The organism is Nostoc sp. (genome assembly GCF_036917155.1).
Classification (GTDB): Bacteria; Cyanobacteriota; Cyanobacteriia; order Cyanobacteriales; family Nostocaceae; genus Nostoc.
Map to the genome: position 1 here is coordinate 1 of NZ_JBALDZ010000054.1, position 14,892 is coordinate 14,892.

Genomic DNA, 14,892 nt, shown 5'->3' on the forward strand with positions numbered 1-14,892 from the left:
CAATTACCGCAATACAAGGTTTAGTCAATCAACATACCGAACTTCTCTCTGTGCTTGAGTCTCAAGCCCTGAAATACCAATTAGATAGCTAGGGTGCCCAGTTGTAAAGACAAAACAAATCTTATTTCTTTACTATCCTAGTCCAACAATTCTTATACTCAGGACTGTTTACTTTAAGCGATTGTCCGCGCTAATAATACCGGACAAGTAGCATTGACTCGAACATAGTCAGACAAGGAAGATCCGATGAGTCTGTCTATATCAACAAAACTCTTAGCGATCGATGGACGGCGATCTGGAGAACCGAGCAATAATAAGTCTATATTCAACTCTTCTGCTAACCGACAAATTTCTTCACCGGGTTTGCCACTGCTGATATAAGAACGAGATTGAACACCTTGTTTTTCAGCTTCCGCAACTGCGGCTGCTAAAACTGGATTTTTGTCTGAATTCACTTGAGTTATTTCCGATTTTTTCCCACCTAAATCTGTACTAATATTTGCCAAAATTAACTCGCCACCTGGAATATCTCGCAGTAAAAACAGTGCCAATCCCAAGCAATTTTTTGCTGAATCAGAGTTGTCTATTGCCACCATGATGCGCTTAATTCTTTTAACATAAATGTCATCTTTTACCAGCAACATGGGGCGAGAAGATAGTTGGAAAACATACTGACTGACTGAGTTTGATAAAATCGATTGCAGGCGCTTCAGTCCGCGTGAACCCATAATAATCAAGTCAGCGTCGATTTCATCAGCTACTTGGCAAACTACATCTTTGGGGTCGCCTTCACGCAAAATTGAAGAAACCTGGCTAGGATCTAAGTTCAAAGTTTGAATAGCATTCGCCAGAATTTTACCACCATTTTCCCATTTAGTTGTCATGGTAGCAGCAGTACTTTGTGCCTGAACAACATGCAAAATGGTGACTTTTGCAGATTTAATTGAAGGGATTTCTTTCAGGGTTTTGAGCATTTCTTCTGCGTGTCCCAATCCTGATACAGCCAGCAAAATTCTTCTGATCATATTACGTATTTTTTGTGAAGTTTACTTTTTTTTCGCTGTTAGTACTTGGCTTTGGTCGGATTTTCACCACCTTGCTTGACAACCTAGTTAGTGAGTTGGCACAAATAAACTTTGTTTTTTAGTATTTAACACTCCAACAAATGGTAAGGTATAAAAAACTAAACAAATGTTTAAGTTTGTTTGCACTTAGAGGCTGTTTGAAAAGTCTAATTTAATACCAGCCCTGGCGAATATAATTCGTGGCTACACAGACTAAACCCACCTCCGTGGGTTGAAGACATTGATTTTGTGTTAGTCCGCGGAGGCGGACAATGCCAGTGTAGTAGCGAATTATATTCGCCCAAAACTTTTCAAACATCCTCTTAGTTACTTAAACTTACAACTAGACTTCAACTATTAAGCATACTCTCAATTTAGTCCGGCGAACTTAATAAATTATGATGTTAGTTATTATTTTTAATCTATCTTCACTTTTTATCCCCTAAATACTTAGGGGTAAGGAGTTATTCTGGCATCCACGACCAACCAAAGGGATTAAGAACAGATTTTCCCCGAATAATAGTCCCCAAAGATGGAATATTTCCAATTTGAGAAATCCAGTCACGCATATACTCAAAAAAATGGTTTCCAACTTTCGAGTAGTGGAAACAAGGGACATAAAAATAGTCTTCTATAATCTATTCAATTCCTGCAAAGAGCGTAAAACTTTGTCTATCGTGGTTTTGCTAGCTCAATTTTTGGTTTTATGAAAAGCTCGGCGTCTGCGCCCATTTTCAAGCAGAGGTTTTCGCAACGGTACTACCTCAGCTTCACTACTCTCCCGTGCTACCCGAATCAGCAACCCAGCAGCTATTAAGCTAGCAATCATAGAATTACCACCATAACTAAACATAGGCAAAGGTAAACCAGTAGTTGGTAGAGAACCTGTAGCAACACCGATGTGGAGCAATGATTGTCCTACCATCAAAATCGTCACACCGATCGCTACTAATCTATGTACTATATTTTTAGCCTTCAGCGCCACAATTAATCCGAGAGTGGCGAATGTAGCTAAAAGTACCAACAGCACCATACTGCCAACAAAGCCAAACTCTTCAGCGAACACCGCAAAAATAAAATCGGTATCTTGAATTGGTAAATAAAACAGCTTTTGTTGAGAAAGCCCATATCCGGCTCCCCAAGTTTTACCAGAACCCACAGCTAGTAGACTTTGCACCAACTGGTACCCATCTCCTGTAGCATCCGCCCAAGGATTGAGGAATGACATCACCCGCTTACGCTGATACTCTTTAATACTAATACTGAGTATTGCCAACATCACTCCACCAATTGCTGTTCCTCCCAGATATTTGTAAGATAACCCAGAAGCTAGAGCAATTAGCCAAATAGTCATACCGCAAAGTGCTGTTGTACTCAAGTTAGGCTGGGCAAGAATTCCTAAAAGTACGAGACCGAAAACAGCCAGCCAAGCCAAGCGAACCCGCCAACCAATTCGTTCCCACTGACCAAAAAGCCGCGCACTTTGCAACACCAAAAAGGGTTTAATTAATTCTGAAGGTTGAATCGGAATTGGCCCGATCGCAATCCAACGCGCTGCATCAAAAGCTTTTTTTCCTAATCCTGGGATCAGTGTCACGAAAATTAACGCCAAAAACAGCAACAAAAACCAATGGGATAGTCCCAAAATTTTTTGCAACGGCGAATTAACAATAATATTGAATCCAATTAAGGAAACGAAAACCCAAAGCAGTTGACGCTTAAAGTAGTACAACCCATCATTCTGACGGGCGTCAGCGACGGCATAGGATGCTGAAAATAGCATGACCAAGCCGACGAACAGCCAAATCAACGTTAACCATCGCAACAACCGCGCTTCTAAGGCCCAGTTGGAGACTGAACTATCAAAAATTGGAATCAGGCGGCGTAGATTCACGAGCAGTACAGGTAAAAAGTTAGAAATTAGGAGTTAGAAATAAAACTCTTGAAGAAGAATTCAGGAGTCAGCAATCTTGACGCTCGATAGCGTAGCGTAGCGAATCCTTGAGCGTCTGACTCGCTTGCCGCCGGCGCTATCAGTCGGGGATTCAGACCCACGACTGATTGTTCGCATGATTGCGTCTCCCTTTGGGAGAAGACCACCAAATTGAAAATTTGGTGGGGGTGCAAAAACGCCGATTATTCAGACGCTCCGTTCGCATGATTGCGTCTCCCCTTCTCACATTGGGAGAGGCTACGCCAAGGGAGAAGACTCGGCTTAGCTACGCTATCCACCAGTCGCACAGAATTCAGAATGAATTCTGACTCCTGACTCCTGAATTCTGTTCGATAAATCATAACTTATAACTTATAAGTAGGCTTTACAACCATAAATCTTAGAGTTGTCAACTGTGACTTCAAGGATAAGCTTGCCAAACCTATAGCATGACTGGTTTTGTGGTCAAATACCCATTCATGTAGACATGTTCGCGGAGCATCTCCAAGAGTTGCGGCTTCCCGCAGGGTATTGCCCCTACGGGTGTAAGCTGTTATGATTATAGTTTGCACATTGAGGCGGCAGGGGAGCAGGGTGCAGGGAGCAAGGAAGAGGATTTACAGGTTTTGCCTAATCATGCTTGTGATGCAATTTGTAGGCGCAACAGCTTACCTCACGTGAAGAGAACCGCTATATTTGCAATTAATATACGTAATTTCACTAAAAATCATCTTGATGAGATATCTCAAAAAGATTGCTAGTATAGTTAAGAGCGATCGCTCGAAAATTGATTGAAAGGATTTATTTATTTAATTAAAGTTAATGATTTCACGTAATTAACTACTTGTTTGTCTATAGATAAGGGAATTTCAATCCAGAACTCAGTTCCTTGACCAAGTTCTGATACACATCTGAGTGTTCCCCCATGTTTTTCAACTACGATCTGATAGCTAATTGATAAACCTAATCCTGTGCCCTTACCTACAGGCTTAGTTGTGAAAAATGGATCAAACAGTCGTTCCTTCACTGCTTCTGTTATTCCTGAACCATTATCGGCAACTCGGATCACACAGTTTGTTTCAATAACTTCCGTAGTAATTGTAATAGTATTAGGATTAGTATGAATTTCTGTGATCGCGCGTTTACTATCATAGTTATCGAGCGCATCGATTGCATTACTAATAATATTCATGAATACTTGATTGAGTTGACCAGCGTAGCAATCTACTAAAGGCAAATCTCCATAATTTTTAACTACTTTAATCCCAGGATGATCAATACTATTCTTGAAGCGACTCTGTAAAATCAGCAAAGTACTATCTAGCCCCTGGTGAATATCAACTCTTTTCTTCTCCGCTTCGTCAAGACGAGAGAAATTCCGCAGGGACAAGACAATTTCAGAGATCCGTTCGGCTCCTACTTGCATTGAATTTAGGATTTTGGGCAAATCATCTAGCAAAAAATCTAACTCAATTTCCTTAATATATTCTTTAATTTCTGACACAGGATTGGCATAAAATTGCTGGTAAAGATGCACAAGGTTTAGTAAACACTGTGTATAATCCTTTGCATACTTCAAATTCCCGTAAATAAAATTAACAGGATTGTTAATTTCGTGAGCAACTCCTGCAACTAACTGCCCCAAACTAGACATTTTCTCAGCTTGGACTAATTGGGCTTGAGTTTGTTGTAGCTCTCGGAGGGATTTTTCCAATTTTTTAGACTGAGCCTCAGCAATTTCTGCTAAATTCTCCTTGATTTGTAGCGCACTCCGTAGTTGCGCCCTTTGCTGTTTCAGTTCACTTGTTAATTTTTTGGCATCAGCCAAAGCAGTATTCTGAGCTTGTAGCAGAAACAGGAAATCAACAATAGGATCGTGAATCGCAAAGTCTTTAAGTTTAATACCCAGAGGAGCCAGGCTAGTTGTATCTGTAATCCAGGGAGAACCTAAAAAAAATATCACATCCTCCTCTAGTTGATACATCATCTGCCCCTTAAGATGCATTCCATTGTGGAGAAACTCTAGTATGAACAGGGCACGAGACTGTTTACTGATAACATCAAAATCGACCAAAATTTTTGGACGATTGATCTGGAAATGCTGCTCAATCAATTTACCAACCAATGGTTCAGGACAAATACGCCCGAAGACATCACCAGCTTGTACAATTTCCCGATTACGGCTAAAGGCAAAGTGGAAAGGGAAAGCTTTCGCCAGCAACTCTGGCGAAAGTGTAAGGTGAGGAGGAGCCATGCTACTGCACTCAATTTGGTTTATAAATCACTAAAAATTCATCATGTTCAGCGCCCTCATCTCGACTTTGGGTTTGGGTAACATGAACTTCTGTATCAAACTTACTTCCCAATCCCTTGACTAATCCAAGAATCATTGGCGCTAGCCCTTCTCTATCAGAGCGATAATGTAAGCTCAGAGAATTTTCTTCCATATCAGTACATTCAAATGATGGGGGTTGGAGTTTAGGAAAACTAACTCCTACACGAGCATGAAGATTATCAAGGTTTTCTAAAAACTCAGGTAGTTCATCTCCACTCATATCCATCATTTCGCCATAGCCTTCTTGGGCTGTGTACTGAACCCAGAATTCCCCAAAGGCTTGCATTATGTCATTGGCAGATAAATCCAAAATGACACTAGCAGCTTTTACCAGATTGTGGGTGATGTCATCGGGATAGCCTTCCATACTGAGAAAAACATCTACATCGACCTCTGCTTTGTGCTTAATTTTTTTCCAAGTTTCTTCGCCAAAGCGACTGCACACCATGTCTTGAATCGCCTTGTTCACTAATCCGTACATGGAAGCCTCCTCTTGCTGCACCTAATTTTGCTTTGTGAATTTGCCCAAGACTCGACAACTAATTTCTTAAAAGGCTTAATTTAAATGACAAAATTTTCTGTAATCAAACCTTGAAATGTTTTATTACAGCTTTAAAAACCGAAAAAATAGGGAAAACTGTTCGCATTTTAATGCTACAAATACTCATTATTACAACCGTATTTTCACTTATTCCTTTTACCTAGTACAACACGGCGTAAATAAACCACCCATTTAAAATAGCCAGAAAGCTTACAAAATAAGCATTCTTTCTTTTTACTTTTGCCTTCTTGTACTAGTGGTCTGTCAAATTCATTTTGAGGGTTAGAGAGACGCGATAAATCGCCGTCTCTACAGGGAATTTATCCGTCAATTAGTTCTTGACAGACTACTAGATGGCTTTGAGGTTTTGTAGTAAGCATTTTAGTGTTTACTACAAATTTGCTCACATTAATCTTGAGAGAGTAACTACAGCGATTCATCAAAAGGCAGCCATGAATCAGGATACAAGCTATATTTGGAGATTTGTCGCTGAATGCCGTTAAAAAATTGGACACGGGCATCCATCGCTTCAGCAATCGCTAGCTTTACCTTGATATCCTCTTCATTCATAGTGATTCGAGGTTCAATAACTGCTGCTAGCTTCGCTGCATGACTATCATCCACATCAATATGGACTTCAAAAAAGATTAGGGCTTCTTTGGGTAAAGGAGCAGCGCCAACAATTCCTTTGTATAGTTGTGTGTACAGCGAGCTAACAATCCCTTCGGAAGCATAACAGACGGCACCGAGTGCAGCTAAATAGCCGTACTTATGTGGCATCTGTAAGTAGGTTTCAATCAGGGCGCGAGTTTCAGGGGCAGTGGGTAGTGATATTAGAGTTTCGTCATGAATACCAAGGGCACGGGTAAATTGACGAAACAATTCTGGGTGAGACTGAGTTATATCTCCCTGTCCCATTTCGTCAAACAGGTTTTCCAAGATGACTAACTGACTACTTTCATCTTGGCAGCAAGACAAAATGCTAGCCAAGATCCGATTAAATTCTTTGGAGAATTTGTACATCTGAACAGCTAGTACCTGTATGTCTGGTAAAAATAAATTTCCAGTCCGACAGCGAGTTAAGAACTCATGATTCCATAGAGGATGATTAATCGCTATTTCACGGAAGGAATTTCTAACTAAAGAAGATGTTTGTGTCATCGTGATATTTGTAGGGCTAGATGGAGGGGTTGGTCAAGTAAGGGGCTAAAAAATGATTCATCTATTGCGATATGTTCTGGAGTCACACGCAATTCCTGTAAGATTGGCATCGTATTGAAGCCAGCCATTTTCAAAGCATCAAAGTAATCCTCAAGAGTTTTGTGAATCAATTGCACATTTAGCCAAGAACCATCTCGTTTCCAAATACGACCAGGAAATTGCTGGTCTCGCTTGCTGAAGTAGCCTGAACCCTCAACTTGAAAATAAAACGGATATGCTGCCTCTCGCATATATGGAAAAGATGGATGGGGAACGCTAAATACAAATTGACCGCCCGGACGAAGAATGCGTGCAACTTCTGCCATGCATTCTTGGGTCTGAGCAATTGTCAAATAGTTAAATAAAAACACTGCAACCACTAAATCAATTTCGCCATCATCAAACTGCTTGAGATTGGTAGCACATCCTACTTGGTAGCTAATACCCAACGAATCTTCTATTTCTTGCGATTTTGCTGCTGCAATCATGCTCTCGGAAAGGTCTATTCCATGTACCCATGCAGCACCACGTCGGCTTAATTCTCGACTGCAATAACCTTCACCACAACCGATATCAAGTACTCGCAACCCAGCAACAGGCTCACAAAGCTCTAGTACAAAAGGGCGTGCGGTAAAGTCTGATAAGGAAGTAGGTTCTCCTCTAATCCATTCTGATGCTGTGCGATTATATAAGTTTTGAGTTGAGTTTTTGTGATTCACATTTGACATTTATCAGTATTGATTTATACTTAATTTACGCTTACTGAATTTAGTCCGAGCGGGCTAAAATCATGAATATCTATTATTTAATAGTGAATTTGTTTTACTGATAAGGTTGATTTTACCGATTTTCGCTTACTTGTCGATTTTGCATTTAAAAACTAGCCTTTTCAAAGGAGTAGCTAACCTGAAAAGTGTCATCTTGTTAGTTTCTTTAAATATAAACACCTAAATTATATTTAACTTCATGAATTTGCGTTGTTACTTAGTTAACAGCAACTTCACATATAGATAGTTTGGCTTTTAAGCTCCAACTTCATCTATGCTTTATTAAATAAGTTAAAATTAACTCTTTTAATCAAGATAGGTAAGAGAAATAAAACAGTATATTTTACGAAGTATAAAAAGAATAACCTTGTTAATTTGTAATAGCCAAGATTCGTTTTCAAAACGAAATGGCTTTGGATGCATTTAGCCAATTTAGAATAACGTTGGAAGAAATGATGTTAGAAGAACTGTTAGCAGAATCACCAGTGCGCGATCGCTTACAATATGAACGTGCGATGTCTACGACGGGCTACGCCTACGCATTTTCGGAGCTAGGCGATCAACTCTTTGATCAGCTTGCTGATAAAATTGCTACAAAGCGACAGTACCGACTACTGTTTGAACACACATTAAAGCCTGAGTTATTCCAACAAATCCGAATTGCTGCTGCGGGTTATATTTCAGCGTGTCTGAATAGTCCCATCATTCTTTCGGAGGCTGAAATGCTTGAACGGCTATTAGAAGCAAGAAGTACTTTGCCGAACTACACTGGCACTGGTCTTTTGATGCCCAAGCGAGAACACATTTTGGCATTTAACCTCTTTCAAAAAAGTGTCGCAGAGGCTTTCTACCAACTAGGAGCAAATGACCTGATTGATGCAGTGGATTTACCAGTCAATCTCCGCATGGTCTACGGCAAGACTGATGCCAAGAAGTTGGGTTTGCCCTTCGCTAGCTCAAAATGTCACAGTGATGTCTGGGCAGGTGTTGCTGCTGATGCAACTGTAGTGGTTCTGCCACTATTTGGTGACATCGATAATATCACCATCGAAGCAGGTGAAATGCCCCGCGAAATGGAACTACCGTCTATGCACGTGATGTCAGACTTCGCTGAAGGTCAGGATATTCCAATGGTTGTCTCCTACACCGAAGCACAACTACAACACGGCACAATGTACTTTAATGATGCCCGTGGATTGCATCAAACAGTAAGAAGGAAAACTGAAGGTCTAAGAATCTCAGTAGATTTCCGGTTCCGCAGGAAATTCAATGAAGCTTACCGAGCAATGGTAGCACCTAATATTGGTGGTATTGAAGAAGATATGAGTGTGCCCTACGAAGACTGGCTGAAAGTTGGGAAAGAAACGCTAATTGTGTTTGATGAAACTGTTGAACAGGCTAAGAATAGACAGAATCCTGACGCTCCAGTTCCACTTTACACTCGTGGGTATCGCCTTGTAGAAATGTTCAACTCTTAATACAGAATTATCTCATGAAGGGGTCCAACCGGGATACGTGTAAAATGGGACACGTTGTAAATTTATGTAAACAAAAACTCTGTAATATCACCTTCCCGGTCAAAAGCATAAATCATACGAGTGGACTTACTTACACGGTTTTCTACAGTAGTAAGTGCCTCTAGCCATCGGTAAGATTCAATTCTCAACAAAAAAGAGGTCTTTCTCGACCTCTTACCAATTCCCTGAAATAATGTTCTATTTACAGAATTACGATAAACCAGTATTAGCACCTTGCTTACCAGTTGCTAGTTCCACCTTGATAATTGTGCCACCTGCTTTTTGAATACGTTGTTGTTCGCGGAACCAGTTTTCATAAGGAACTAGCTTAGTAAAGTAAGTATTTTGTAGTTCGCGTTGGGTACGAATTCGGGTTTGGCTGGGAACTAGAGCAGTAATTTTAAAGAAACGGGCCATGTTTTGAAAATCTCCTGTATATTTTGTGAAAACTTTTTTTATCTCAAAATCTTGAGTGCAAATCTTTTAATCATTCCAAGGCTGGAAATCAAACATCAATACTAGACCACCAACACTCATCACTGATAATTTACCAAGATAAGCAATCTAACGTTCTAGCACTCACGGTTGATTTCCAGACCTTAATAAAGCCGCACCTAAATTATTAAGCGCAAACTAGCTCTTAGCTTAAGCCAGAAGAGATATAGTCTAAGTAAACACCGACTTCCTTACCAGCGTCAGAACCTACCAAGCTGGCAGCTACTTCCTTGATTGCTTGGATAGCTTGCACGGTAGCACCAACGGGAACGCCCAAGGAATTGTAGGTTTCCTTCAAGCCGTTTAACACACGCTCATCTAGGATGGAAGGATCTCCAGCCAACAAAGCGTAGGTAGCGTAGCGGAGGTAATAGTCCAAATCACGAATGCAAGCAGCATAGCGGCGGGTGGTGTACATGTTGCCGCCGGGACGAGTGATGTCAGAGTATAGCAAAGATTTTGCTACAGCTTCTTTAACGATCGCAGCAGCGTTAGCGCTGATGGTGCTAGCAGCACGTACCCGCAGTTCGCCAGTGGAGAAGTAAACTTTCAGCTTCTCTAAAGCAGCGTTGTCTAAGTATTTACCTTGAACGTCTGCGGAGTTAATGACAGCGGTAATTGCGTCTTGAGCCATGTTGTTAATTCCTTATTTCCAACCGTATTGCAATACTTCTGTTTAAGTAGGTAAACAGCTTCACCTTATCCTAGAAGGGCGCCAACTAGGTAGTCGAAGTAGCCACCAGCTTCACTAGCGTCATCACCAGAGAGCAATGTAGAAGCTCCATTCTTCAGCCCACGGATACCTTCAGCAACACCATCGATAGGAGTTCCCAAGGACTTGTACAGTTCACGGGCACCGATAACACCAATTTCTTCGATGGGGGTAACATCACCAGCAACAATACCGTAGGTAATGAGGCGGAGGTAATAATCTAGGTCACGCAGACAGGTAGCAGTCAATTCTTGACCGTAAGCGTTACCACCAGGAGACACAACATCAGGACGCTTTTGGAACAGTTGATCGCCAGCTTGCTTAACAAGACGTTCGCGATTTTCTGTCAAAATTTGAGCAATCCGCACACGGCGCTCACCACTTGCAACAAAGGACTTGATCCGATCTAACTCACCAGGGCTGAGGTAGCGGGCTTCTGCATCAGCATTCACGATAGCTTTCGTGACAATACTCATTAATGGATTCCTCCAATACGAATGAAACCAGGATTTGATTAAACTGGTGCGACTTTAGATTTGGTTTACTGAGTTTATTTTCTCGTTCTTTTAGACACAACCGTTTTACAACTGCTACGGCTAATAAATTACGAGTTTGCTTGAGTCAACATCAGTCAACTAGCTTTTAAACTCAGTTACCTTCCGCAAAACATTTTCCGGCATTCTGTTGAGCATTTATGACTGCTCTTAATACTTTGTAATATTGCTTTTCAGAATTTACTCTTTTAGCAGCAATCTGAGAGCGGTATTACGAAAGGTTACGAATGGGGATTGGGGACTGGGGATTGGGGACTGGGGATTGGGGATTGGGGATGGGAAATAATCTATTCCCTATTCCCTACTCCCTACTCCCTATTCCCTATTCCCTATTCCCTACTCCCTACTCCCTACTCCCTAATCAACCGCTACACTGCCGAGGTAGTTACCTGCTGGCAGAGATGGGAAGCGGTTGTAAGGCACAACATCTTCACCGAAGTAGCGGCTATATTCTGGACTTTCGACTATTGCTTCTACAGCAGCGGACAAACCACTATCGGTTAGCAGGTTGTTGTACTGGCGAATTTCTTCCTGAGTTGCGGGTGTACGCCCCAACAGATGACGGAAGAGGAACTCAATGACCTTGGCATGAGGATAAGGAGACAAGAAGCGCTGGCGATAGATTTGGGAACTAGCTAGTTCACGCACAAACTCGCGGACGGAAATTTCACCATTCTGGAGTTTGCTATCTAGGTCAGTACGGTGGAAATTATCAGGAACTTCACCGCTAAATACATCCAACACTTGCCGATAAATGGCGTTGATTGCCTGTTGTTTTTCGGCTTGGTTGGTGTTTTCGGTTAGACGGTAAATGCGTGCATGTTTACGCACACCTTGTTCCACTGATTGTCCGCTACCATCGTTGTAGGAACGACCCAGTTCCGCAAAGGATGGCTTACCATTTGTTTGGGCTGCGATATCTGCGATCGCCTGTAGCACAAGCGGTGTATTATCGTTACTAGCTCCGACACGGGCTTGCACTGGCTTAAAGCTTGGTACAACCACGTCATCGTTTTGCTTGGTAAGCTGGTTGTACAACTTCTCTGTATTGGGGAAGTTTGCCGCAGGTAGGGTCGGGAAGCGACGGTAAGGCACTGTATCTTCACCAAAGACCTGGTTATATTCCACACTATCTACCAAAGCACCAATAAAGGCACGAATACCTTGAGTAGCCAAAATCTGGTTATACTTGCGGATTTCTGCTTGGTCTAGTGGCGCACGTCCCAAGAAGTGTTTGGTTCCCAACTCAATCACTTTGGTGTTGGGGTAAGGTGTGTAGAACTCTTTCAGGTAGAGGTTAGAATAACCCAAACCTTCAATAAATTCCTTCACACTAATTTCGCCATTCCCTAGCTTGCTTTCCCACTTTGTAAATTCGTTTTTGGCGATGTAGGGTGCAATATCCCGCTCAAAAATCTGACGATACGCAGCGCTAATCAAAGTTTTAACTGCAACTTTGTCACTGGTATTAGCCACAAGCTTGAAGACTTTGGTTTGTTCCCGTTGCTTGCTGACGCCTTGGTTAATGCGGAACTGAATATCTGGTTCTGACCGATTTTCCGTTACAGTACCCAGTGTCACAAAGCTCGGTGTTACTTCCTTCTGGACTTTTGCGGCAATATCATCACGAATGCTACCAACGCGCAATTGTCGCCCTGCTACACCACCAGGAGTCAGATACCGTTCGTAAGGAATTGTATCTTCACCAAAGGCTTCGCTGTATTCTACGCTGTTAATAATGGCATCAACCACCGCGTAAAAGCCCTGTTTTGAAGCAATATCAAAGTACTTGTTGATTTCTTGACGACCATAAGTCGGACGACCCAACAAGCGGCGGTGAATATACTCGATCGCTTTACAAACATACAGCGATGACCAGTACAGATTGCGGAACACATCTGACTTAGCCAAACCACGGATAAACTCTCGCACCGAGATGTCGCCGTTTTCCAGTTTGATTTCCAATACCTTCGGTCGCTGACCTTCGTAAAGATCGCGACCGAAAACTTGCAGGTAAGCAGCTTTAATCAATGCTTGCGTGGAGCTTTCGGAGAATCTGACGCTAGAATTTTTGGCAGCCTTTTTACCTCTAGTACCAGGCAGTTGATCTAACTTGAACACCTTGGGACCAAGAGTACCAGGAGCTTCACCCCGCGCCCTGGGATTACTATTTTGGTTATTAATCCCTGCCCCTTGGTGAATTAGGATGCGTTTGGTATCCTTGCCAAAAGGAGCCGGATTGGTGCTGGGGTTGCGAGTTTCTTTCGGGAAAATCGCCCCAAACTGAATTTCTAAGGGGTCATTACCAGAACCGTAGGGATGTTGATCTGGTAGCGGTTGCTCGTAAGCCGCAAATGTGGTAATAAACTGAGGTATCTTGCGGAAAGGCGCACTGTAGTTAAACAGGTCTTGCTGCGGCCCCCAGTTGCGACATTCTTGTGCTTCTTGACCCAGACCCCGCAGGTAGGGTACTGTTTCTTCACCAAAATAGTCGCTGTATTCAGCAGAATCTACTAAGGCATCTACTAAAGCTGGTAGACCACCCTTAGAAATAATCGAGAAGTATTTTTGTACTTCTTCTCGGCTACTTGGCCCACGTCCTAGAATGTGACGGAAAGCTAGTTCGATGACTCGGCTGTTAATAAAAGGCTGGTAAAACTGTTTTTGGTAAAGGGGAGATTTAGCTAAACGACGGACAAACTCTTTCACGGAGATGTCGCCATTCTTCACCTTGGATTCTAGGTCAGATATGGATAAGCTGTAAGCACGGGTAATGTCGCGCTCAAAGATTTGCCTATATGCGGCCTTGATTACTTCATTTTTTTCGCTAGCTGATAACCCAGTCTTCAAGACAAACTTGGGACGACGTTCTGCGGCATTAAAGTAAATTTGCGGCAGTTGTAACCCTTGCTGGTCACTAGAGGGGCGTTGGCGCACTTTATTTGAAGGTGTGGCTGCTTTGAATTCTGTTAACAAAACATCCATGTACTGAGACACAATTTCTGTAGCCTCAGCATCGTTGCGGAAAAATGAAAGTGCCCCGGCTTTGATTTCTTGCAAAGCTACTAGCGTTGCTTCACCAGAGCAGGCATTTTCAATGATTTCCCGCAAACCCCTTGTATTCACCGCTATGATGTTGGGGTCGCCAGCAACGATCGCATAAGTCGCGTAGCGCAAGAACCAGGATAAATCCCGCAAGCTCTTGGCCATGTTGCTTGGGCCATAACGAGCAATGTTAATTGGTCTGAAACCTGCAGGTGTCGGGCCGCTGGGGGATGAGTTAAAGATTGAGCGTAAATTTTCTAGGAACCCACCACGACTTTCAACGTAAGTTACGGTTCCTAGTTGCATCCCTTGTTGAACGTTAGCACCACCACCAGCAGTCACTAGTTCGGCTTCTCTGGGCTTTTCTAAAAAAGCCATTGGCGAACCACCGACAAAAATCCGGTTGGCAGCCCGAGACACAATAATCTCGGCATTGTCTGTTAGCGTCTGGGAAATTTCTAGACGCTTTGCACCAGATGCAAAATAGCTTGCCAGTTCATTTAATTCACCATTTCCCAAGAAGCGGTCTTGCTGCTCTGCTTGGGTAATTGTGGCTACAGTTAGGGTTTGATATAGTTGCGGACGCGCAACCGAGCTTCCACCACTCGCCTTAACACTCATCGGATTTGTAAAACTCCCATCATAAGCGTTTATATGTTAAGTCTGGATTGTTTTGAGGCTTGACACATCGGTGTGTCTATGCTTTATGAGCTTGAGAGTATTGCCTGC

10 protein-coding genes and 1 pseudogene are annotated in these 14,892 nt (G+C 42.4%); 1 reads left to right on the plus strand and 10 read right to left on the minus strand.

The annotated features are described in order from the left end of the window. Window positions 1–173: 173 nt before the first annotated feature. The 6 genes from V7K67_RS08065 to V7K67_RS08090 all read right to left on the minus strand — a co-directional run bounded on the left by V7K67_RS08065 (window position 174) and on the right by V7K67_RS08090 (window position 7,801). Window positions 174–1,025 (minus strand): universal stress protein, encoded by an 852-nt coding sequence (locus V7K67_RS08065; RefSeq protein WP_334733991.1) that lies wholly within the window; start codon window positions 1,023–1,025, stop codon window positions 174–176. Between the two features lie 730 nt (window positions 1,026–1,755). Continuing rightward, a complete protein-coding gene (locus V7K67_RS08070; protein ID WP_334733990.1) occupies window positions 1,756–2,958 on the minus strand; it encodes an FtsW/RodA/SpoVE family cell cycle protein in 1,203 nt (400 codons plus the stop codon). Window positions 2,959–3,802: 844 nt separating this feature from the next. Continuing rightward, entirely contained in the window at window positions 3,803–5,251 is a 1,449-nt protein-coding gene (locus V7K67_RS08075) for a sensor histidine kinase (RefSeq protein ID WP_335165964.1), read from the minus strand. Window positions 5,252–5,261: 10 nt separating this feature from the next. After that, on the minus strand, window positions 5,262–5,813 hold the full coding sequence (locus V7K67_RS08080) for a heme NO-binding domain-containing protein (RefSeq protein WP_334709197.1): 552 nt from the start codon (window positions 5,811–5,813) through the stop codon (window positions 5,262–5,264). 486 nt (window positions 5,814–6,299) lie between these two features. Further along, window positions 6,300–7,034 (minus strand): TenA family transcriptional regulator, encoded by a 735-nt coding sequence (locus tag V7K67_RS08085; RefSeq protein ID WP_334709196.1) that lies wholly within the window; start codon window positions 7,032–7,034, stop codon window positions 6,300–6,302. Next, the gene (locus tag V7K67_RS08090; protein WP_334709195.1) at window positions 7,031–7,801 is read right to left on the minus strand and encodes a class I SAM-dependent methyltransferase; all 771 of its coding nucleotides are present in this window, start codon (window positions 7,799–7,801) and stop codon (window positions 7,031–7,033) included. The genes V7K67_RS08085 and V7K67_RS08090 overlap by 4 nt, the downstream gene beginning before the upstream one ends. Window positions 7,802–8,292: 491 nt before the next feature. On the opposite strand from V7K67_RS08090, the gene V7K67_RS08095 reads away from it, so the two are divergent. Then, the gene (locus V7K67_RS08095; RefSeq protein WP_334733988.1) at window positions 8,293–9,318 is read left to right on the plus strand and encodes a hypothetical protein; all 1,026 of its coding nucleotides are present in this window, start codon (window positions 8,293–8,295) and stop codon (window positions 9,316–9,318) included. Window positions 9,319–9,567: 249 nt separating this feature from the next. Here the strand turns inward: V7K67_RS08095 and V7K67_RS08100 are convergent, their stop codons facing one another. The 4 genes and pseudogenes from V7K67_RS08100 to V7K67_RS08115 all read right to left on the minus strand — a co-directional run. Then, a complete protein-coding gene (locus V7K67_RS08100; RefSeq protein WP_179064020.1) occupies window positions 9,568–9,774 on the minus strand; it encodes a phycobilisome linker polypeptide in 207 nt (68 codons plus the stop codon). A 223-nt stretch (window positions 9,775–9,997) separates the two neighbouring features. Further along, window positions 9,998–10,486: an allophycocyanin subunit beta gene (apcB, locus tag V7K67_RS08105; protein WP_179064019.1), complete on the minus strand. Its 489-nt coding sequence runs from the start codon at window positions 10,484–10,486 to the stop codon at window positions 9,998–10,000. A gap of 65 nt (window positions 10,487–10,551) precedes the next feature. Beyond that, a complete protein-coding gene (apcA, locus tag V7K67_RS08110) occupies window positions 10,552–11,040 on the minus strand; it encodes an allophycocyanin subunit alpha (RefSeq protein WP_292849765.1) in 489 nt (162 codons plus the stop codon). 447 nt (window positions 11,041–11,487) lie between these two features. Continuing rightward, a pseudogene (locus tag V7K67_RS08115) lies at window positions 11,488–14,784 on the minus strand (phycobilisome rod-core linker polypeptide); the annotation flags it as partial. Window positions 14,785–14,892: the final 108 nt, after the last annotated feature.

Excerpts from the sequence above, each read along its gene's own strand:
- V7K67_RS08065 (WP_334733991.1), bottom strand. The coding sequence starts at position 1,025 with ATGATCAGAAGAATTTTGCTGGCTGTATCAGGATTGGGACACGCAGAA.
- V7K67_RS08075 (WP_335165964.1), bottom strand. The coding sequence starts at position 5,251 with ATGGCTCCTCCTCACCTTACACTTTCGCCAGAGTTGCTGGCGAAAGCT.
- V7K67_RS08080 (WP_334709197.1), bottom strand. The coding sequence starts at position 5,813 with ATGTACGGATTAGTGAACAAGGCGATTCAAGACATGGTGTGCAGTCGC.
- V7K67_RS08085 (WP_334709196.1), bottom strand. The coding sequence starts at position 7,034 with ATGACACAAACATCTTCTTTAGTTAGAAATTCCTTCCGTGAAATAGCG.
- V7K67_RS08090 (WP_334709195.1), bottom strand. The coding sequence starts at position 7,801 with ATGTCAAATGTGAATCACAAAAACTCAACTCAAAACTTATATAATCGC.
- V7K67_RS08095 (WP_334733988.1), top strand. The coding sequence starts at position 8,293 with ATGATGTTAGAAGAACTGTTAGCAGAATCACCAGTGCGCGATCGCTTA.
- V7K67_RS08100 (WP_179064020.1), bottom strand. The coding sequence starts at position 9,774 with ATGGCCCGTTTCTTTAAAATTACTGCTCTAGTTCCCAGCCAAACCCGA.
- apcB (WP_179064019.1), bottom strand. The coding sequence starts at position 10,486 with ATGGCTCAAGACGCAATTACCGCTGTCATTAACTCCGCAGACGTTCAA.
- apcA (WP_292849765.1), bottom strand. The coding sequence starts at position 11,040 with ATGAGTATTGTCACGAAAGCTATCGTGAATGCTGATGCAGAAGCCCGC.